The organism is Levilactobacillus tongjiangensis (assembly GCF_003946345.1).
Classification (GTDB): domain Bacteria; phylum Bacillota; class Bacilli; order Lactobacillales; family Lactobacillaceae; genus Levilactobacillus; species Levilactobacillus tongjiangensis.
The window spans coordinates 116,683-133,374 of the sequence record NZ_RHNY01000007.1 but is presented as its reverse complement, the minus strand read 5'-3'; the positions used below and the strand labels follow the sequence as shown (position 1 = coordinate 133,374).

Here is a 16,692-nt window from a genome sequence, read left to right as displayed (position 1 = left end):
CACCTCCTATGGCAATTGCAGAACCTTACCGGGCTTAACCGAGTAGTTCTTCAAGCCATTAATCTTTACAAGTGTGTCCAGTGAAATACCAGCATCAGTGGCAACCCGCCATAGCTTGTCGCCTTCTTTTAAGGTCACGGTCTTGACCGTACTCTTAGGCTCAGTTGCTGGTGCTGCTGGTGTCGTACTCGAAGCATACATGCTAGTAGCGATTTTAGAGCTAGGTGCTGCAGAGCTTGGCGTACTTGCGGCACTAGATGAATTTGTATCTGCCATACTTTCACCTCCCTTCGTTTCGTTATTCTTCTGAATCATCTAATTCGTCATCAAAAACCGGATCACCAGTACAACGGCACCCGTAATCTTCTCCGGGTAGTAAGTCAGCCGTGTCGTAGTTGTAGATAATGCCTTCACGTGCCACATGACTGGCACGTTCACGCTCGTCCATCATTCCACGCCATTGAAAGTGATTAATTCCAGCTGCTTGGTGCCTAGTACGGGTCATCTGACTGTAGATGGTCCCAGACTGGTCCCGGGCAATGAAAGCGGCGCGATTGCGACTCATCTTGCCTTGGTGACGGATTGCTTCCGCCATCTCACCATAAGACTGCCCCTTTGTGACGCCACGGTAGATAATCTGCTCAATCTTCGTCGCATAATCATCGCGGATACCCTTGATGTAACTGACATTTTCGGCAATCTTACCTTTGACGTAGCCGTCAAGCTGCGCATCCCCTGCGACTGGATTAATTGCCATGATTACCGGCTTACCACTAGGAAGCAACGTTGCATGCTTCACCAACTCGTGAGCCTGAATCTGTGACGACACGTTGGCACGATTGCTAGTACTGATAGCCGACATAAACCGCTCAACCATTTGCTGGGCGTCGGTATCAGTGAACGAACCGAGGATCAATTCTTTTAGCCGTTCGATCAGAGACTCAACCCAGTCGATCATGTCGTCGTTGTAAAGTGAGTCGTTAACGGTTCCCCGGTTGATTACAGGCTTGACCTCCGATTTAAGTAGCAGCAGTGTAGTGCTCTCAACTTGGCCTACAGCCTTACCGACAGTATGTGCGTATGATTTCTCAATTCTTAGTGGATAACGCGTGTGTGGCACTCTCATGGCTAATCACCGCCATGTTCTTTGCGATAAGCCTCAACTACCGCCCGGCGCTCGTCATCACTCATACTGTCCATATCAACGGAACCATCCGGGTCCATGCCACTGGAACCAAAACGTGCCTCTCGAACCTCTTCAGGTCCTTGTACGCCGTTCTGGATGTAAATCTGGTCGGCCTGGGCATTTGCTAAGCGAATCTGCGAATCGGTTTGCGAATCAACCGACCATAGCGGGTTAAATTCGATGGACCAGTTAACGGTGTCGGGGTCTAGCGATCCGCCGCACTCATCACTGGCCCGCATAAGCAATTTGAGCAAATATTCCAGCTGTGGTCGCATCTTGTTTTCTTGGTCTGAAGCAATGCGGCTATAGTAGTTCATCACATCATACTGTGCCCCAGTCAGTGTCCCAGCCTCTTGGCCTTTAAGAACCGACTTAGGCATGCGGGCCGCGCCACTAAGGTATTCCCACAAGAAATCAAGCAAGCTGTCAATGCCACCGACGTTGGTTGATTCTTTGGTCAATTCGTCCTTGTCGCTAATCAACGCGGTGGACTCAGTTCTAAACTTTGACGAAGCAGCCGCCCCGACCTGCAACAGCTTATCGGGGCTCGTGTCGTCAACCGATGGAGACTTGAAGACTTTGAAAACGTAGTCGTAAAGAATCTCACCAACCGAGTAGAGCCCTGTATCCATCGTCATCAAGATGTCGTAAATGGTCTCCAATAGCGAGATACCTTCCGTTTCATCTTCGAACCGCAGTTCTTGTTGGCGAAGCAAACGTGACTTATCTACCTGCTGTACCCCATAATAATTTGACCCTTGCACGTCAGCGGTTCCGTTGTTGATCTGATAACTTAGAGCTTGCCCGTAAGTTGGTGAGAAGACGTCATCATCGAACTTGGTCTCGTTGACCTTCTTGGAGCTAAACGCCGTAATAAATGGGATTCGCAACAGTCTGTCTGGGTTCAAAGGGTCCTCAAGTCCATAATTCCAGCTCTCGGTCGTACTGATAGCAATATACCCCGCTCGGTAAAGCCGTGAGTATCGGTAAAGGTCCTTGAATCGCTTCTGAGCATTCAATTCATTTAATCGTGCCTCATACTTAGCTGCTAGGGCATTGTCGTCCATCTTGATATGCCAGCCGTTACGGGTCATATCCTCAGCGGGAATGTCCACGATGTTTCGGGCCATCGAATTACCCCGATACAGTTGCTCCAACTCGTAGTCACCCAAATGGTGTCCCATCCCCGGCCGCTGCATACGGAAGGGGTCTGGGTGTCGTGTTCCTGCCGTTTGGGCCTGCTTGGTCTGCATAAAGTCCATAATCAACGGGTTACCATCAAGTCCCACAATATCTTTGCTCATTCACTCACCTCCTTGCTTATACAACGCCGAAGCGCTTCTCTAGTGATTCGTATTGAATGATGTACTTTTCTAATCCGTAACGTAACGCGTCGATAAAGTGATTATTGGCGTCGACTGGCTTATTCAGCCAGTTTCCGTCCTTATCACGGTCGAAGACGTAGGTGTTAAATTCCTCGATGGCGTGCACACAACTAGGCAGGATATGAATTCGATAGCCCTGCAAGAAGTTGATCCCATAGTCGATTGAATCAGGGCCTTTAATCGACGCATGCATACGCCGCACGCCTTTAGCCTGTAACTCATCAATCAAACGGGGTTCAGCGCAGTCAGCGCCAATGTCTGATTTCAGATAGTGGTTATCGTCCAACCAATCGAAGATGTCCTGTGTCGTCATGGCCTTCTGATACAGCTCTTTAAAAATCCAGATATCCTTGGTCTCACGATTAATAGCAGCTTCAGCAAAGGTCGTGGGGTCATGAGTGAACCCAAAGTCCATTCCATGCCCCACGCCATCCGACTCCGCTACTACCTTATTGACGTCAAAGTCTTCAACAACCCAGTTTTCAAATACAAGTCCCTCAGCAACTCCCCATTTGCCGTCACAGACAATCTGAGCCCGTCTAGGGTTAGTTCGATACAAGTCTAGGTATCTTTGCCTATCTTGCTTATCAAGCCACTCGTTGACCCTAAAGGTAGTCGTTCGAGCAAAGACATCTGGCTTACGTGTCTCCGGGTCAAAAAACATTGGTTTCAACCAATGCCGTTCCGACCAAGGGTTAAAGGTTAGCGTGATTTGCTTGAAGAACTCCTTCTTCCACTTCTCCCGCTTGATTAACTCGTCAGCCGGAACGTACTGGTGCTCAGCATAGGGATCATCTAAGCTTCCACGGATTGACTCAACGACGGTTTCAAACTTATCGCTGTTCTCTATCTCGTAGGCTTCCTCAAACCAAGCCCAGCTAAGAATTCCCGTATCCACGTCCACTGAGGTGACCTTCAGTGGATCATCTAGTCCACGAAGAATAATCTTCTGGCCGGTAGGTAGGTACGTAATCTCTGGTTTTCCTTCGTTGCATTTGAAAAGGCGACTAACCCCAAGTCGGTTAATCGCCCATTTTAAAACTGTGTAAGTTGAATCGTGATTGGTATTGGAGTACCGACGAACCACCAGCAAGTTTGACCAAGGATACTTCATAATTCGGTAGATGAAGTTTAATGCAGTGGTCCGAGATTTCTTAGAGCCCCGTGACCCCTTGACTACGCGATAGAAATGTTTGTCGTGCCAGAATTCGTTGTACCCCTTGCCAATGAGGTACTTAATCTGTATTTTTGGCGGCTTGGTTGTCATCACCATCTGCATCTCCTCTAATCTCTTCATCATCTTCCGGTACATCATCAACGAATGTCGGCAGTGGTAGGTTATCACGGTCGCTGTCACGCTTAAGCTGGGCAACTTCTGCTTTAGCCTTGTCAACTTGGGCCTCCATCAACGTGATACGCTTGCGCCGGATATCATTTTCATCAGCAATCGCTACGAACTGCTTGATCAAATTGCCCAACGTACCCATTGCCCGGGACTGTGCCGCCATAAAAGTAGCCTGTTTGTCCCATGCATACTGCACGTCGTAGGTTGTCCCCATGCCTGAACCAGAAATCTCATCGCTTAGATCATTGTGATCGTTAACGTACATAATTTGCTGTGCCCTGATAATTGCCGTGTACTGCAGCGTGATGTTTTGCCAGATAATATCTGCCGGCGATTGTTGCTCCACAACCTGCAGAATATCGCTGGTATCATCAGGGAGCCACTTAGCGAATAGACCATGAGTGACCGCATTATGATTATGAGGTGGGGCGGCGCCCCCATGGTTGCCAACTGCGTTCTGGTTTTTTCGCAATGAATCGTAACGCTCCTTTTCAATTGGAGCGTTCCCTTTCAGTTCATCATCCCAGCGGTCAGTGGATTTCCATTTTCGTACTGTTGAAGCGGCGACTCCCAGTTCATCCGCAATGTCTTTTAAAGCCTTTGTTTTACCTGATGCACGCCAAATATTTTTGGCCTCATCCCGCTTCGGTGTTCTTCGTCTTGGCAATCATTTTCACCACCTCCCAATCCGTGTTTGTTTTGTAATTACTATTGGTCTCCATCTGATGATGCTTTTACCTTTTGGGCATCCTTTCCCAATCTTTCTTCAACAGAAAAAGCACCACTCTTTTGCGGGTGATGCTTTGCATACTGCTCTCTGACCCACGGGTCCAAATCGCGTTCAATTTTATGCCCTGTTTTAGACGCATATGAGCCATTTTGCCAATACATGGGTGTTTGGTTGTGTTTTACCATAAGTAGGCCAACCACCCTATCAGAATACCCACAGCAAGCGCCGTAAGTCCCACTATCAAATCTTCAACACTTCGTCGCCACATCGGGCATCCCTCCAAAACGGATAGACATAAGTCTAACCACCAAATTTATGTAACAAAAAAGACCCAGTCGTCCAAACTGAGTCTCTACGAAATCACCTAACCGATGCAGGCGAGACTTCTCAACCGAGAGGAGTCTTCACCTCTTTTCAATTAGATTTTTGACCCAATGTTAAGCAAGATTTGTTTAGGGCCAATGTACTGGCAGGGATTCGCACCCTGCATAGCCTTAGTGTGCCATGGCTGGATTCTAACCAGTAACCTCACGCTTATCAGGCGTGCGCTCTTCGATTGAGCTTACATGTCCGGCCTTGACTCATGAAGGTAGGAATTTCAGTTCTTACCCTCATGAGTCAATGCGTCTACCTATTCCGCCACAGTACGTGATGGGCGCTATAGCCTTGGATGAACGGGAGAGTCCATCTCCTTTAAGTTATTGCGTCCAATGGACCATGTAGGATTCGAACCTACGACCGAACGGTTATGAGCCATCTACTCTAGCCGACTGAGTTAAAGGTCCCTACTGACCGGTTATGCAGGCCGGTCAATTTTATGAAGGAGTTTGGCGAGCTAGAATAGTGTTTAAATTGAGCTATGCGTGTTAGATGAGGCGGGGTGACCTCCCTACATCTTTCGATACTACTAATTTACACCCCGAATCCATGTATAATCCGGAGTGAACCCGGAACTTTCCCGGAATTTTATCGAAAAAAACACGGAGTAATTAATCAAAGCTAAATTCTGCACGTTTCTCTGGCTCATACTTTTGTGGCTTTTTAACGATTAAGTCCTCAACAGCGTCAGGATAGACTTCTGCGAAAGCAAGCTGGCCCTCATGTAGATACTTGTCGAATGTCTTATCTGAGATATGATCCATACAGGCCATGCACTTTACCTTTGAATATCGCTTAATGTACAAGAAATACAGTGCCTGTGAATAGCGGTCAGTCTGCTCGTCAATGCCAATCGCCTTAATAACGTTGACTACCAGATTAGCCATAAATTCGGCGTTAAGCTTGTTTACATGCTTCTCATCAACGTGGTTTTCGAAGCTGGGACTTTGTGGCATGCCGTCCATTGCAGGACTCTGCAAGTTGAAACGCGCGCGCCGTGCCCGCAATTTCCACTTCCAATAATCTTTTAGCACTGACTCAGCTTTTTCAATCGTCTTATCCTCATCCACATTCTTAAAGATGCTTTCCATAGCGCTTGCCACCCCTTGGTTATGCTATAATTAGTTGTTGACCATTGAGTAAGCATAATTTGGGTAAGGGCTGCTGGCGGGCGGCCCTTTTTGCTGTCTAAATATTTTGTGATTGCTTTTCCAGCTCTAACCCATGCTCATAAACTGCATGGTTGAGTGCCACATCTACTGACTTGGCCTTTTGTACGTACTGATCAACGTTTGTGACACGCCCATCACCGCGTTTCATCATATCCTTAGCGACTGCCTGCAAGGCTTGCGGCAATGAGTTGTAATAGCCTAACGCACGCTCACTGAGAACCTCGCCGGCCTTTGTCATAACGGTCTTAGGCGTTCCATCATCGCTTAATTTAGCATAAGAATTTCAACTAATAAAGTGTCAAGTTGAACCGGCCGTGTAGACAATACAACATACCCTGGCATCTGCTTATAATCAGTAATGAAAGTAACTGAGACCGATGCGCTTCTTCCTGTATACTCGCCATTAGACCACTCTCGAAGCCACAGCATATCGTTAACTTCAAAGTTACGATCGTTCTTACGGATTTCGAAATTCTTTAGTCCATTAAGCTGAGCTTCCATGAATTCTGGGGCAATTTTTAATTCTTGAACTTTAGCCATAAAATCACATCCTTATTTGAAGATCTTTGTTCATCTAACGTAATTTGAGTATTTGTATACCCATGACAAATCAAATGACGTAATACCTCATTTGCTGGTGTGTGTTCGTAATCATTAATTCGATTAGCCTCCGCATTAATCTTCTCAGTAACCTTTTCAGGCCAATTACTTGGCTTTCCATAATTATCTTCAGCGTCATTAATTAATCCCATTAGTTTTGAATTGCTCGCCATTTTAGTCAATCCTCTTTCCATTATTCACCTGAGAGTGTACCTTCGACCCTAAACCTTTCCATCAGCTTTAGCTCGCAATTGGCTCATCGCACTAGAATCTGGGGCCAATAAAGTATTAATAATGAGGCTCTTTTAAATTATTTGGCCTCTTCGCTCCCGTCTCAGTAACTGTAACTTCAATTCTCGGATCGTCTGAGTAGTACTTACTGGCCGTTAAATCAACAATGCAGTTGTCATCCTCCCAGATAACGCCTGTGAGCGCGTCTTCAATGAGCTTGACGTAATTGGACGTGTCTGGTTTAACTATTGGCCGATGAACGTTCTGGGCCCGCCTAGCATGTTCAATGTTACTGACACTGGTCTGTATTGGCCGATAAATTGCTATATGAACCACTAGTGGTTTCCGGCCAATTAAATCACCGTGATACTGTTTGCTAGCTTCTAATGACACGTACTGCTTATACGCCCGACTTTTCAACGGATCATACGCATGTCCGCTACGATTAAAACGTGGCCGCGCTGCTGGTACTGGTTCACCATATACGACTAACTCAATCACCGGCGACACCTGCCAATGGCAATTCTGTCTGCTGAATCAACATTTTGGTAGCAGTGCTTGGCCGCCAGTCATCGATGTACTTCATAGCTTTGTCGAAGTCCTTGGCCTTAATCTGGATTCGTGCACGGACGCCACAAACTTGATTTAGTCCGCCATTGATATCTTTATACAGTGCCGACCGTTGCTCCTTGGTCAACTGCAGATGACGGTCACGAACGTAGAAATTGACTGCCCTAGATACGCCACGGCTGACTGTCGTATAGTCGCCAGTCTCTAGTCGGCGGTTCTCCTCGAAGTCGTCCATGCGTTCCTCAACGTGGTCTAGCCGATGATTGGCGCGGCTCCCAGTCTCAATCAACAAGTCAATTTTCTGTTCTGGCGTCATAACCAGTTCGGCTTGCTTGGCTCGCTTCTCCATCGAAATAAAGTACTCGCGGGCTTGCTTGCCCTTTGGTGTTCTCTGAATCATTGACACTTCTTTCGCCATGTCTAAAGCCATTGCATATTCAATGCGAGGCCGACCACCACGGCTTTTCCCCGAAAGTGGGGAAAAGTCCTTACCTTCGACAAACCCGTAATCAGTCATGTCTTTAAACCAAGTTGAGAAGTCTTTCCCAACCTCCAAAAAGTCATGCAATCCTCGAGCATCAACTGCAACGCTATCGCTATCACTGCCCATAATTAATTCTTGTAAATTTTTCATGTTGTAGCCTCCTAATCTGTTAGTTTAAAAATCGGTATATCAGGAACGTCACCGTCTCCTGATGGAACGGTGGTTCTGTTTTTCTCATAGTTCAAGGCATCAGAGACTGTCGTAATATCGTTTTTCACCCAGCAATTAATCACTTTTTCAAGATATTTAGGCACACCAGCCGGGCTAACGTTATTCTTAGCAAGATATTCAAGGCTGTGGGTCAATAGATCATCTCCCACTTCTTGCCGGTAAAGTTTAAGCTGAGAGGTCATATCCTTGTTCGGGGTCGGCCAATGACTCACGTACGTGCGCGTTGACTTAAATTGATTAAATCCATCCCTACTAGAACCTAATGAACTAGTCTTGTCTTTGTCTACGTCTGAGTCTATGTCTAGATAAGGTGAAGTTTCTGGTGAAGAACTTGGTGAAGAAACTGGTGAAGAACTTAGTCCTGTTTCTAGTTCATTTATAGGACTAGAGGCATTACTTGGTGAAGAAACTGGTTCACCTTTAGGACTAGAAGTTTCATCAAAAGGTGTGATGACATAAATTCCTGCCCTAGTACGGCCTCGTGATTTATAAGAAATTCGCTTGGCTTGAATCAAAATGTTGCGATTACTGATAAGGGTGTTTTTGGACGCTATGCCCGTTCGAGCCATTAGTACCGAATTAGGTATGGACAATTCCTTTTTCCAACCGCTCTCGTTAGCGATCATCATAAGATGGAACCACAAAACTTGAGCATTGGGTTTCAAGGGATTAGTTTCGAGAAAATTGCGGAACGCTTTTAGCTCAACAAACAAATTCAAACCAGCACCCCCTAACTATCTAGTAAGTCATCAACGCTGATGATGTTTTCCAACTGCTTATGTTCACGGCAGTAAGCACAGTTACCACATGGAACAGGGGCCTGCACACCAGCAATGACATCCTCAAAATGGGGTAGCTGCTCGTCTATTCGTTGCAAGGCATCCTCCATATACTCATGAGGAATCGTGATAACCGCCTTATCCGGCGGACTTTGCTTTGTTACTGCAACAATGTAGGGTTCACACTCGATTCCGTACTGCTGCTTGACTAGCTCGCGATAGACGGCCATTTGAAGCTGGTAGTCATATTTCAGAACGAATGGTACCCACCGGTGACTACGGCTATCCCAAAACCGCTTAGACAATTCCTGCGTTGTCTTTAGATCGATGAAATACCCACGATCTAAGTTCAAACAGTCCAATTTGCCCATCCATTTAACGCCAGAAATTACGCCAGTAACGATTGATTCCTTTTCACCTTGATATAACTGCGTGAACGTCTTGTCGTTTTTGAGCGAGTCAATCATGATGTCGGCCTGCTTGTACTCACTTTTTAGCTGGCCTTTAGTCTTACCACGACTGGATAACATCACTTCCTTGTTGGCATCTAAGAACCGTTCGTGGGCCTCCGACGACTCGAAATAGCTGTGCAGGTCATTACCAACCAATAAAGCGGTCTTATCCTCATCAGGTGCCCACTCGCCTCTCAATTCAGCTAATGCCTCTGCCTCACAGGCAACGAACTTCTTAAACCAAGTTGGGCTCATGAAGTTTTTATTGGCTTCTTGACCGTAGTAATTGTCAGAACTTAGAATAAACGTCTGGTGGGAAGAGTTCACCCTGTCCTTCTTCGGTGCTGCTTGCATCGTCACCATCCCCCTTATGATTTTCAGATTCTTCAAGGCCATCCAAAATATTGTTGACAGTGTCCTTGTCTTGCTTATCACCCGGCTTCATATTTTCAATGGAGCGAATATCGTCAGAGCTACTTTCGTCCGTATTTGTATCAACCGGTTCTTCTTGTTCTGCTGGTTCATCTGTTTCTGCTTGTTCAACGGGTTCAGGAGGCGTTGGTTCCTCTGTGTCCGCATTACCGATCAAATCAGTAACCTTCTTAGGCGTCACATCTTTGGCTGTTTGATCCTCGTCATACTCGTTGGAAGTAGTATTATTGATGGCTCCAACGACCAAATCTGAATCATCAGAAGTATTTAAAATGTTCTTAGCGGCCCGGTTAAGAACCGTCCGTTTGGCCATCTCGTCACTGAATTTATTTTGGACAGCTCCTTTAGACCGTGTCTGTGACCAACTGTTTTGAATTTGCTTGAAGGTCATTACAGTGTACTGGTGAGTCCCATCGGCCATCTTAATGACCGCATACACGTACTTAATTTGACCATCAAGGCCTTCTAATGTTGGCTTCCACTTGGTGACCATTAATCGATCATCTTCCGCGGAAATCTCAAAGTCATCACCATCGTGAACCACATTAGCCCAGCAATCGTCAACCTCCGACAGCCGCTTTAGTGCGGCCTGCGTCCCAAAATAGGAACGCTGCATTTGGACCTTATTTCCATACTTGATAAAATAAACTTGCGTTTTTGCAGGCGTTAATCCTTGAACAACCATGTCCATCAAAGCATTAGCGATAGATGTCTTCGTTTCAGGAACGTGTGCCGCAATCTGAATCAGATCACCATCATTGCTACTCTTCAAAGCAAAGAATGCGGACTTGAGAGCATTTCCAACAGCATAGTTGGCTGGCAGCTTCAAGCCATTCTCCTGATTCATCATTTGATTAATTTGGTTCTGAACACCCGCGTCTAGTGAACGTTGGGTTTCTGCAACTTCGTTTGTAGCCATTTATTCTTCCTCCTCCAAATTGGGTGACCAAGCAACAAGCTCGTCGCTGATGCTGTATAGCCGATCAATCTCATCATTGCTAAGTCGATCATTCTCGGCCAACAATTGAACTTCCTTGAACAGATCAGATTTAATGTCATCTAGTTCAGCTAAATTAGTAGCAACCACTGCTTTAGGCTGGAAACGACTGCTTGTGTGTACCTTGACTACGTCCATGAGATCACCTCCGCGCCTTTAAAATCTTCCAAGATAGCTGCCAGATGGTCATAGTCCCAATCAATCTGGGCTCCGTAATCCTCGCCCTCAGCATCTAAAAAGTCGTGCATTGAAGCTTCATCGGTCGGCACATATCGGCCTTCTGCTTCCCAATAAGTTTCACCAGAAATCATGGGGTTGCCATTGGTATCTTTGGTCATGAATCCCGTTTCAGGCTGTGATTCCAGCCGATTCATGTACCGGACAAAATCGAATGTTGCATGATCTGGCACGTTCATCGCCATTGCAACCACCGCCCGTCTGGAGTAGAATTAAGGTTATAGAAATAGGATAAATGTAATTTATCTTTGAGTTCTGAGCTGCTACTCAGAGCTCTTTTTTTATGCCAAAATGTCATTTTTTGTCCTCCAATCCGAAGAAATCCATTGCCCATGCTTTCCAGCCGCCCATGTCGTGGACGCTCTCAGAAAGCTTGAATCCTAGAAACATTGCCCCAGAGATCAATCCGAACCATGACACACATTCACCAACATAGTGATAAAACAAGTCCATCTTTATCCCTCCTAAATTTTGTATTCTTTACCATACTTTTCCTTCCACTCGATGATTGCTTTCTCAGAAAATACTATCCGACTGCCTTTTCGCATTCTTGGAAGGTCTGTCTGGGCCAAGTAGAAGTCATTGAACGTGTTCGGTGAACACGGGATATAGTCGGTATAAACGTCTTTCTTAGTGAGCGTTTTATCCTTTTTTTCCTGTTCCTCTGCCTGTTTCTTAAGCTCTGGCAACACCTTTTCAATTAAACGATCCACAATCTTATCCACAAATTGATCTTCACTGATACCAGAGATTTGCATGATGTCACCCCCCATATTGTTTGTTGTACGCATCGATGAATGGTTGCGGGTCCTTATCACTTTCTTCACAGATTTTTGCAAATAACGCTTGCTTTGCCCCGATGTCTTCCAACAACTCCTTGGGAAACATCTCAATTAACTGTGTCTGCCGAGCAGTCCGACTGATCGGTTTAGTAGTTAAAGCATCCAGATATTCTGCCTGTATTTCTTCACGTTCTCGTGATTCTTTTTCTTCTTGGCACAGCAGTCCCAGCAAGTCTCCGGTTCGTCGCCGATCAAACATGAACGACGGTAAACCAAAGTCAATTCGTGCTGCCGACCAGCTGACCAAGATATCCTTGACCCAATGCACCAACCGAACTCTTGTTGCTAAGCTAGAAAATTTTGAACCATTAAGTAACTTGCTGAGTTGGCTATCAGACATAAACAACGCCTTTGCCATATCTTTTTGATGCAATTCAGGGTGTTTTGTAAAGAATTCACGGATTCGGCCAACTAGCGGCTTATCAAACGCAACTTCTTGCATTAAACATCACTCCCCATAACGGAAAACATATCGCAATTTTTTCTTCGATAGTTTGATACGATTAGACTATTGAATGGCCATTGCGTCGTTAAGCTGTGTTTCTTCGGCGTCACATTCAAGAACAAACACGCTCTTGATGAACTCGTCGCCATGAACCTTACGCAATAACTCCAATTGTTTAACTGACCAACGGCTATTCATTGCGACCTGTTCGATTGTTTCCTCAATTGATAAATCCATAGTGTTTCCTCCTAAAATTTAGTTTGATGAGCAGTGTCCAATCACAAGAATTAGTAATCCTGCTGCTAGAACTTGGAGCATAGTGTCACCCCCGTTCTTTGAAACGTTAATATTAGCCACCTCTTTTGGTACAATTAGTGCGTAAGGAGGTGATAATCATGGAAAAAGCAGAATTTGAAGAGCGCTTCAACAAAATTGTTGAAACTGCCTTGGACGACCAGAATACTGAAAAGTTTGTATCAACAATTGGAGATTCCGTAAGCGAAATCATTAACAATAATTCGGATAGTAATCTCATAGCATCAAAGATCGCCACTAAAGTTAGCAGCAGCTTTCAAGTATCCACTCTTCGAGCAGTTCATAACCTTCTAGAAGAGTTCTTAGTTGACGACACATCAGCTAAGTAATTCTTTCTCTACGCTTCTCATGCTTTGCCGGATGTCATTTTTGACTATTTTGGACAATTCTTCCGATGACAATGGCGTTTCGTGACGCTCTTGGTTACTAGCGATAATCTTGAGCGTTTTGTTTAAACTACGAAGTTCTGTAAGAACTGCGCTTTCGAACTCTTCTTTCTTCATCAGCTCACCTCCTCAGGCTACCGATATCACTCACCTTCTCTGGTACAATTGATACTTGAAGGAGGTGATAAATTATGAAACTTAATCATGAATGTGTCAGAGATTTGCTCTTACTATTAGAACTCGTTCCTTATGACGGTGGCTCGGAATCGGACTTGCAGCAAGTAATTGAATCCTCTAATATCTCTGATCTTTTTGACCTAGATACGTTTTACTATACTTTTATCGAACTGATAGATGGTGGCTTCGTTGATGGCAGAAAGTATCAACAGATGCCTGATGCTTATGCCTTTACGAAGATTACGTACAAAGGTCATGAATTTCTCGACAATATCCGAGATAACACGAATTGGGAGGAAACTAAATCTACAATTGCTTCTAAGATGGGTTCTGCTTCATTAAACATTTTTAGCTCAGTTGCAGCTAAGCTAATTGAAAACAAATTCGGTCTTTAGCTTTTTAATTTAATTTCTACACCGTCCACTAGTGCAAACAGATTATCCTTTGCTAGTGGATATTTTTGTTCAATTCGTTTCATCTCACTATCAGTAAAGGTAACTGCGGCAAACAAATTATCATCAACAGAGACATTTACCAAGTGATTAAAACCACCTGACTTGTAAAAATGAATCACTTCATGCTTTTTCATCAGCTCACCTCCTCAGATTTACTCGTTTTAGTAGTCGTCCTCTTTATGAGACAATTAGGTATTATCAAAAGGGAGCGATTACTATCGAAATTCTTTATAAAAAGGCACGCATTGTCTTGCACCTTTGCCACAAAACGATGCTTGGCGCCGACATAATTAACATTCAGGAACTTAGGTCCTTTGCTTATTCCGATCCGATCATTTTTAAAATAAATCGAATTTCATATCAAGACTTTAACAGCGCTCTTGAATACTTAGTTCACAATAATTACATCGAAATTAATAAGGCTCAACGATACGTTTTGACAGAACATGGTCTGCATTACTTTGAAAACCAATTCGAATTTCGCAAACAAACCTTCTACAAAAGTGTCATATTGCCCATTATTGTGTCGATAGCCATAAACACGCCAAACTGGTGGCCGTGGCTAACAAAACTGGTAACCAAACGTTAGCGAATCGCTGATGTTGATTTAAAAAAATCATTACGGAATCGATTAAGCCGAACGACTCCCCAGTTTTCTTTTCTTTCATCAGCTCACCTCCTCAGGTTCAGTAGAGTTTGTTTCACTTTTGCGCCCATCAAGTGCAAAAAAAAGATCTGCTATTTCAGCACCGACGCCCTTAGAAATTTTCTTTGCTATTACTGGTGAAGGATCCACTTCTTGATTAAGAACCAATGATAAATACCCACTAGTAACGTTGATATGACGCGAAAATCCATTTTGAGAATAACCGCTAAGTGCAATACGCTCGCGGAGACTATCAGGACTAATTAATCGCATCTTCATCAATACCACCTCCTTGATTACATATCTAATATACATCTCTTGTTTCACTTTTGCAACCATATATTGCTATTTTTGTTTTACTTTTGATATTATTTTGTTTCTCTTTTGTTATACTAATGTCGTAGAAAGGCTGTGAAATCAATGACAGTAGATAAAACAAAATTTGGTTCTCAGCTGAAAAAGCTGAGAAACGAAAAAGGATTCACAATTCGACAAGCTGCACTTCAAGCTAACCTCTCGAACTCCTTCTGGTCTCAGGTAGAGAATGGGAAAAGAAATATCCCTAAACCCATTACACTTGAGAAAATGGCAAAGGGGTTGCGCGTTTCTAAAGAGCAAATATTTGTCATGGCAGGAATAAATAACAGCGACCTTGCCACTAAAGAAACTGACAAGCCAGAATACGTCGACCTTAAGGACCAAATCAACGATAAAAAGAAAATTATGACCTTTGAAGGTCGAATTATACCTGATGAAGACTTAAAGTATATGGAGCGCTTGCTCAGGGGTGGGAAGAAGGACTAGCTGTATGGACGTAATTATCGTCAATCTTATGAAATACGCATACGATCATAAAATAACCGTAATTTTGACCAGCCATTTTGACAGCCATACTCCTTCTGCATCTCGCCCTGATACTAAAACAATTGTTGTTAATACGAATTGGCATGAGGAAAAAGAAATACCATTCCAAATGGCTCACGAAATAGGACACGTCGTTAATGGCGATGAAGGAACACTCTACTATTCTAGCTTCTCAAACAAGTCAAAGTATGAACGTGCGGCGAACATGACTGGATTAGACATTCTAATTCCTATTTATGTTGATGTTACTGGATATACCTTCAATAATGTATCCCCATTTATGGAACAATTTGGCATACCTAGCTATCTACTAAATGCTGTAATTTCACGATTTAAAAAGTGTATCAATAACTAGAAGAAACGTATTGATTAGATTTTAATGCGTTAGAGACTAATATTTCCGTCCACACCCGATGACGTTAAAAGCTGTACATATTTCAGGAGGAAAGCATGAAAAAACATATTTTCGCATTCATTGGATTACTAACACTATCCACAGGATTTGCGCTTGGATTCACAGACTCAAATGCCAGTGCTAAGGCCGTAAAAGTCCCTTCATCACTGAGGGGAACTTGGTATCATTATGACCCATTTTATGACAGCTATGAAAAATTAACTGCTACTACTTATCATTTTAAAATTTCCGGAATAAATGGAACCAGCAGCTACTCAGGAGTAAAGTTCCCCTCCTATGCAAATGGACACGCCGATATGTATGTGTCAAAAACACCAAAGGGGTATTACAGAATCGGTAAATACGGAACTGATGATGAGGGTATGTGGAAACGCGTTAACCATAAAGGTCATCCTGCTATTAAACAACCGTGGCATGAAATACCAGATACCGGAACGTATGTGGACTACTGGTATAAGACAAAGGCAATTGCCAAACACCCCTCTGTGAAATACAAGGCTTCAAAATTCAACGGATACTATTACGACAAATATACACCGGCATACTTACAAGCAGACGAAGGCCCTCAGAAACTTTACACATCAGCCAGTGATGCCAACAGTAAGTCTGGACACTACATCACGGTAAAAAGTATCTATAAAAAGTATTATGCAAAGTGGGATAGTGAAAGCAACGATGTCATAAGAATTCGAGTGAACGGAAAAACCTATTATCAAAAGGACAACTCTGGTTTTCAATCATTCAACTCATGGAAAGACGGTAATCGTATTAGCTCACCGTACAGTCCTACATCAAGATCAAAAATCGTTATGCGTCATGGAGACAAATATTCAAAATCTAAGTACTGGGATAAAGTAGAACATTATAAAACAGGAGTTCTAATTCTTAAAAGTTGGAAATTTACTAATAGCGGCTGGGTTAAAGATAGATAACATAGC

General features: G+C 44.0%; 30 protein-coding genes and 2 tRNA genes. 5 read left to right on the top strand and 27 right to left on the bottom strand.

Annotation, left to right across the window (positions count from 1 at the left end):
- Positions 1-6 precede the first annotated feature (6 nt).
- From EKM75_RS05890 to EKM75_RS12720, 23 genes are all read right to left on the bottom strand, one after another.
- Positions 7-276, bottom strand: a complete 270-nt coding sequence (locus EKM75_RS05890) for a LysM peptidoglycan-binding domain-containing protein (RefSeq protein WP_041815498.1) — start codon at positions 274-276, stop codon at positions 7-9.
- Positions 277-298: 22 nt separating this feature from the next.
- The gene (locus tag EKM75_RS05885) at positions 299-1,126 is read right to left on the bottom strand and encodes a phage head morphogenesis protein (RefSeq protein ID WP_015474106.1); all 828 of its coding nucleotides are present in this window, start codon (positions 1,124-1,126) and stop codon (positions 299-301) included.
- 2 nt (positions 1,127-1,128) lie between these two features.
- Positions 1,129-2,490 (bottom strand): anti-CBASS protein Acb1 family protein, encoded by a 1,362-nt coding sequence (locus EKM75_RS05880; RefSeq protein ID WP_125692891.1) that lies wholly within the window; start codon positions 2,488-2,490, stop codon positions 1,129-1,131.
- Positions 2,491-2,506: 16 nt separating this feature from the next.
- On the bottom strand, positions 2,507-3,850 hold the full coding sequence (locus EKM75_RS05875; protein ID WP_125692952.1) for a PBSX family phage terminase large subunit: 1,344 nt from the start codon (positions 3,848-3,850) through the stop codon (positions 2,507-2,509).
- Positions 3,807-4,583: a phage terminase small subunit gene (terS, locus tag EKM75_RS05870; protein WP_087612863.1), complete on the bottom strand. Its 777-nt coding sequence runs from the start codon at positions 4,581-4,583 to the stop codon at positions 3,807-3,809. Before terS ends, EKM75_RS05875 begins: the two co-directional genes overlap by 44 nt.
- 41 nt (positions 4,584-4,624) lie before the next feature.
- On the bottom strand, positions 4,625-4,831 hold the full coding sequence (locus tag EKM75_RS05865; RefSeq protein WP_125692889.1) for a hypothetical protein: 207 nt from the start codon (positions 4,829-4,831) through the stop codon (positions 4,625-4,627).
- Positions 4,832-5,144: 313 nt separating this feature from the next.
- Positions 5,145-5,218 (bottom strand) — tRNA-Ile (locus EKM75_RS05860).
- A 139-nt stretch (positions 5,219-5,357) separates the two neighbouring features.
- Positions 5,358-5,431, bottom strand: a tRNA-Ile gene (locus EKM75_RS05855).
- A 204-nt stretch (positions 5,432-5,635) separates the two neighbouring features.
- Positions 5,636-6,115, bottom strand: a complete 480-nt coding sequence (locus tag EKM75_RS05850; RefSeq protein WP_125692887.1) for an ArpU family phage packaging/lysis transcriptional regulator — start codon at positions 6,113-6,115, stop codon at positions 5,636-5,638.
- A 97-nt stretch (positions 6,116-6,212) separates the two neighbouring features.
- On the bottom strand, positions 6,213-6,434 hold the full coding sequence (locus EKM75_RS05845; RefSeq protein WP_125692885.1) for a hypothetical protein: 222 nt from the start codon (positions 6,432-6,434) through the stop codon (positions 6,213-6,215).
- A gap of 26 nt (positions 6,435-6,460) precedes the next feature.
- Positions 6,461-6,736, bottom strand: a complete 276-nt coding sequence (locus EKM75_RS05840) for a DUF3850 domain-containing protein (protein ID WP_125692883.1) — start codon at positions 6,734-6,736, stop codon at positions 6,461-6,463.
- Positions 6,715-6,969 carry a hypothetical protein gene (locus EKM75_RS05835; protein ID WP_125692881.1) on the bottom strand — a complete coding sequence of 85 codons (255 nt, stop codon included), beginning with the start codon at positions 6,967-6,969 and terminating at the stop codon, positions 6,715-6,717. The genes EKM75_RS05840 and EKM75_RS05835 overlap by 22 nt, the downstream gene beginning before the upstream one ends.
- A gap of 115 nt (positions 6,970-7,084) precedes the next feature.
- Entirely contained in the window at positions 7,085-7,528 is a 444-nt protein-coding gene (locus EKM75_RS05830; protein WP_051053382.1) for a RusA family crossover junction endodeoxyribonuclease, read from the bottom strand.
- On the bottom strand, positions 7,521-8,231 hold the full coding sequence (locus EKM75_RS05825) for an antA/AntB antirepressor family protein (RefSeq protein WP_015474115.1): 711 nt from the start codon (positions 8,229-8,231) through the stop codon (positions 7,521-7,523). Before EKM75_RS05825 ends, EKM75_RS05830 begins: the two co-directional genes overlap by 8 nt.
- Before the next feature lie 11 nt (positions 8,232-8,242).
- Entirely contained in the window at positions 8,243-9,031 is a 789-nt protein-coding gene (locus tag EKM75_RS05820) for a DnaD domain protein (RefSeq protein WP_125692879.1), read from the bottom strand.
- A gap of 11 nt (positions 9,032-9,042) precedes the next feature.
- Positions 9,043-9,897 (bottom strand): PD-(D/E)XK nuclease-like domain-containing protein, encoded by an 855-nt coding sequence (locus EKM75_RS05815; RefSeq protein WP_318531119.1) that lies wholly within the window; start codon positions 9,895-9,897, stop codon positions 9,043-9,045.
- Positions 9,833-10,894, bottom strand: coding sequence for a recombinase RecT (locus tag EKM75_RS05810; protein WP_125692874.1), 1,062 nt, complete (start codon positions 10,892-10,894; stop codon positions 9,833-9,835). Before EKM75_RS05810 ends, EKM75_RS05815 begins: the two co-directional genes overlap by 65 nt.
- Complete coding sequence (locus EKM75_RS05805; protein ID WP_015474119.1) at positions 10,895-11,110, bottom strand: hypothetical protein; 216 nt, start codon at positions 11,108-11,110, stop codon at positions 10,895-10,897.
- Positions 11,101-11,388: a hypothetical protein gene (locus EKM75_RS05800; protein WP_125692872.1), complete on the bottom strand. Its 288-nt coding sequence runs from the start codon at positions 11,386-11,388 to the stop codon at positions 11,101-11,103. Before EKM75_RS05800 ends, EKM75_RS05805 begins: the two co-directional genes overlap by 10 nt.
- Positions 11,389-11,503: 115 nt before the next feature.
- Positions 11,504-11,662, bottom strand: coding sequence for a hypothetical protein (locus EKM75_RS12725; protein WP_164508737.1), 159 nt, complete (start codon positions 11,660-11,662; stop codon positions 11,504-11,506).
- Positions 11,663-11,673: 11 nt separating this feature from the next.
- On the bottom strand, positions 11,674-11,967 hold the full coding sequence (locus EKM75_RS05795) for a hypothetical protein (RefSeq protein ID WP_108477407.1): 294 nt from the start codon (positions 11,965-11,967) through the stop codon (positions 11,674-11,676).
- Between the two features lie 4 nt (positions 11,968-11,971).
- Positions 11,972-12,493, bottom strand: coding sequence for a hypothetical protein (locus EKM75_RS05790; RefSeq protein ID WP_108477406.1), 522 nt, complete (start codon positions 12,491-12,493; stop codon positions 11,972-11,974).
- A 66-nt stretch (positions 12,494-12,559) separates the two neighbouring features.
- Positions 12,560-12,733 carry a hypothetical protein gene (locus EKM75_RS12720; RefSeq protein ID WP_164508736.1) on the bottom strand — a complete coding sequence of 58 codons (174 nt, stop codon included), beginning with the start codon at positions 12,731-12,733 and terminating at the stop codon, positions 12,560-12,562.
- Between the two features lie 158 nt (positions 12,734-12,891).
- On the opposite strand from EKM75_RS12720, the gene EKM75_RS05785 reads away from it, so the two are divergent.
- Positions 12,892-13,140 carry a hypothetical protein gene (locus EKM75_RS05785; protein WP_125692870.1) on the top strand — a complete coding sequence of 83 codons (249 nt, stop codon included), beginning with the start codon at positions 12,892-12,894 and terminating at the stop codon, positions 13,138-13,140.
- Here the strand turns inward: EKM75_RS05785 and EKM75_RS05780 are convergent.
- Complete coding sequence (locus EKM75_RS05780) at positions 13,129-13,314, bottom strand: hypothetical protein (protein WP_125692868.1); 186 nt, start codon at positions 13,312-13,314, stop codon at positions 13,129-13,131. The two genes, EKM75_RS05785 and EKM75_RS05780, sit on opposite strands and share 12 nt — an antisense overlap.
- 74 nt (positions 13,315-13,388) lie before the next feature.
- Here EKM75_RS05780 and EKM75_RS05775 point away from each other — a divergent pair, with 74 nt between their 5' ends.
- Positions 13,389-13,769 carry a DUF2513 domain-containing protein gene (locus EKM75_RS05775; RefSeq protein WP_125692866.1) on the top strand — a complete coding sequence of 127 codons (381 nt, stop codon included), beginning with the start codon at positions 13,389-13,391 and terminating at the stop codon, positions 13,767-13,769.
- Here EKM75_RS05775 and EKM75_RS05770 read toward each other — a convergent pair.
- The 3 genes from EKM75_RS05770 to EKM75_RS05765 form a co-directional block, all read right to left on the bottom strand.
- A complete protein-coding gene (locus tag EKM75_RS05770; protein WP_041815519.1) occupies positions 13,766-13,963 on the bottom strand; it encodes a hypothetical protein in 198 nt (65 codons plus the stop codon). The two genes, EKM75_RS05775 and EKM75_RS05770, sit on opposite strands and share 4 nt — an antisense overlap.
- A 384-nt stretch (positions 13,964-14,347) precedes the next feature.
- Complete coding sequence (locus EKM75_RS12715; RefSeq protein WP_155275713.1) at positions 14,348-14,497, bottom strand: hypothetical protein; 150 nt, start codon at positions 14,495-14,497, stop codon at positions 14,348-14,350.
- Entirely contained in the window at positions 14,497-14,754 is a 258-nt protein-coding gene (locus EKM75_RS05765; RefSeq protein ID WP_052415626.1) for a helix-turn-helix transcriptional regulator, read from the bottom strand. The genes EKM75_RS12715 and EKM75_RS05765 overlap by 1 nt, the downstream gene beginning before the upstream one ends.
- Before the next feature lie 141 nt (positions 14,755-14,895).
- On the opposite strand from EKM75_RS05765, the gene EKM75_RS05760 reads away from it, so the two are divergent.
- The 3 genes from EKM75_RS05760 to EKM75_RS05750 all read left to right on the top strand — a co-directional run bounded on the left by EKM75_RS05760 (position 14,896) and on the right by EKM75_RS05750 (position 16,686).
- Positions 14,896-15,279 carry a helix-turn-helix domain-containing protein gene (locus EKM75_RS05760; protein ID WP_042254722.1) on the top strand — a complete coding sequence of 128 codons (384 nt, stop codon included), beginning with the start codon at positions 14,896-14,898 and terminating at the stop codon, positions 15,277-15,279.
- A 4-nt stretch (positions 15,280-15,283) separates the two neighbouring features.
- On the top strand, positions 15,284-15,694 hold the full coding sequence (locus EKM75_RS05755) for an ImmA/IrrE family metallo-endopeptidase (protein ID WP_225426666.1): 411 nt from the start codon (positions 15,284-15,286) through the stop codon (positions 15,692-15,694).
- A gap of 95 nt (positions 15,695-15,789) precedes the next feature.
- Complete coding sequence (locus tag EKM75_RS05750; RefSeq protein ID WP_125692864.1) at positions 15,790-16,686, top strand: hypothetical protein; 897 nt, start codon at positions 15,790-15,792, stop codon at positions 16,684-16,686.
- The last annotated feature ends 6 nt before the right edge of the window (positions 16,687-16,692 follow it).

Bases quoted from the DNA above. Each gene is read 5' to 3' on its own strand.
- EKM75_RS05875 (WP_125692952.1), bottom strand. From the start codon at position 3,850: ATGCAGATGGTGATGACAACCAAGCCGCCAAAAATACAGATTAAGTAC.
- EKM75_RS12720 (WP_164508736.1), bottom strand. From the start codon at position 12,733: ATGGATTTATCAATTGAGGAAACAATCGAACAGGTCGCAATGAATAGC.
- EKM75_RS05750 (WP_125692864.1), top strand. From the start codon at position 15,790: ATGAAAAAACATATTTTCGCATTCATTGGATTACTAACACTATCCACA.
- EKM75_RS12725 (WP_164508737.1), bottom strand. From the start codon at position 11,662: ATGGACTTGTTTTATCACTATGTTGGTGAATGTGTGTCATGGTTCGGA.
- EKM75_RS05800 (WP_125692872.1), bottom strand. From the start codon at position 11,388: ATGAACGTGCCAGATCATGCAACATTCGATTTTGTCCGGTACATGAAT.
- EKM75_RS05845 (WP_125692885.1), bottom strand. From the start codon at position 6,434: ATGACAAAGGCCGGCGAGGTTCTCAGTGAGCGTGCGTTAGGCTATTAC.
- EKM75_RS05835 (WP_125692881.1), bottom strand. From the start codon at position 6,969: ATGGCGAGCAATTCAAAACTAATGGGATTAATTAATGACGCTGAAGAT.
- EKM75_RS12715 (WP_155275713.1), bottom strand. From the start codon at position 14,497: ATGAAAGAAAAGAAAACTGGGGAGTCGTTCGGCTTAATCGATTCCGTA.
- EKM75_RS05765 (WP_052415626.1), bottom strand. From the start codon at position 14,754: ATGAAGATGCGATTAATTAGTCCTGATAGTCTCCGCGAGCGTATTGCA.
- EKM75_RS05760 (WP_042254722.1), top strand. From the start codon at position 14,896: ATGACAGTAGATAAAACAAAATTTGGTTCTCAGCTGAAAAAGCTGAGA.
- EKM75_RS05795 (WP_108477407.1), bottom strand. From the start codon at position 11,967: ATGCAAATCTCTGGTATCAGTGAAGATCAATTTGTGGATAAGATTGTG.
- EKM75_RS05785 (WP_125692870.1), top strand. From the start codon at position 12,892: ATGGAAAAAGCAGAATTTGAAGAGCGCTTCAACAAAATTGTTGAAACT.
- EKM75_RS05850 (WP_125692887.1), bottom strand. From the start codon at position 6,115: ATGGAAAGCATCTTTAAGAATGTGGATGAGGATAAGACGATTGAAAAA.
- EKM75_RS05790 (WP_108477406.1), bottom strand. From the start codon at position 12,493: ATGCAAGAAGTTGCGTTTGATAAGCCGCTAGTTGGCCGAATCCGTGAA.
- EKM75_RS05755 (WP_225426666.1), top strand. From the start codon at position 15,284: ATGGACGTAATTATCGTCAATCTTATGAAATACGCATACGATCATAAA.
- EKM75_RS05805 (WP_015474119.1), bottom strand. From the start codon at position 11,110: ATGGACGTAGTCAAGGTACACACAAGCAGTCGTTTCCAGCCTAAAGCA.
- EKM75_RS05775 (WP_125692866.1), top strand. From the start codon at position 13,389: ATGAAACTTAATCATGAATGTGTCAGAGATTTGCTCTTACTATTAGAA.
- EKM75_RS05815 (WP_318531119.1), bottom strand. From the start codon at position 9,897: ATGCAAGCAGCACCGAAGAAGGACAGGGTGAACTCTTCCCACCAGACG.
- EKM75_RS05890 (WP_041815498.1), bottom strand. From the start codon at position 276: ATGGCAGATACAAATTCATCTAGTGCCGCAAGTACGCCAAGCTCTGCA.
- EKM75_RS05825 (WP_015474115.1), bottom strand. From the start codon at position 8,231: ATGAAAAATTTACAAGAATTAATTATGGGCAGTGATAGCGATAGCGTT.
- EKM75_RS05780 (WP_125692868.1), bottom strand. From the start codon at position 13,314: ATGAAGAAAGAAGAGTTCGAAAGCGCAGTTCTTACAGAACTTCGTAGT.
- EKM75_RS05885 (WP_015474106.1), bottom strand. From the start codon at position 1,126: ATGAGAGTGCCACACACGCGTTATCCACTAAGAATTGAGAAATCATAC.
- EKM75_RS05840 (WP_125692883.1), bottom strand. From the start codon at position 6,736: ATGGCTAAAGTTCAAGAATTAAAAATTGCCCCAGAATTCATGGAAGCT.
- EKM75_RS05880 (WP_125692891.1), bottom strand. From the start codon at position 2,490: ATGAGCAAAGATATTGTGGGACTTGATGGTAACCCGTTGATTATGGAC.
- EKM75_RS05810 (WP_125692874.1), bottom strand. From the start codon at position 10,894: ATGGCTACAAACGAAGTTGCAGAAACCCAACGTTCACTAGACGCGGGT.
- EKM75_RS05865 (WP_125692889.1), bottom strand. From the start codon at position 4,831: ATGGTAAAACACAACCAAACACCCATGTATTGGCAAAATGGCTCATAT.
- EKM75_RS05770 (WP_041815519.1), bottom strand. From the start codon at position 13,963: ATGAAAAAGCATGAAGTGATTCATTTTTACAAGTCAGGTGGTTTTAAT.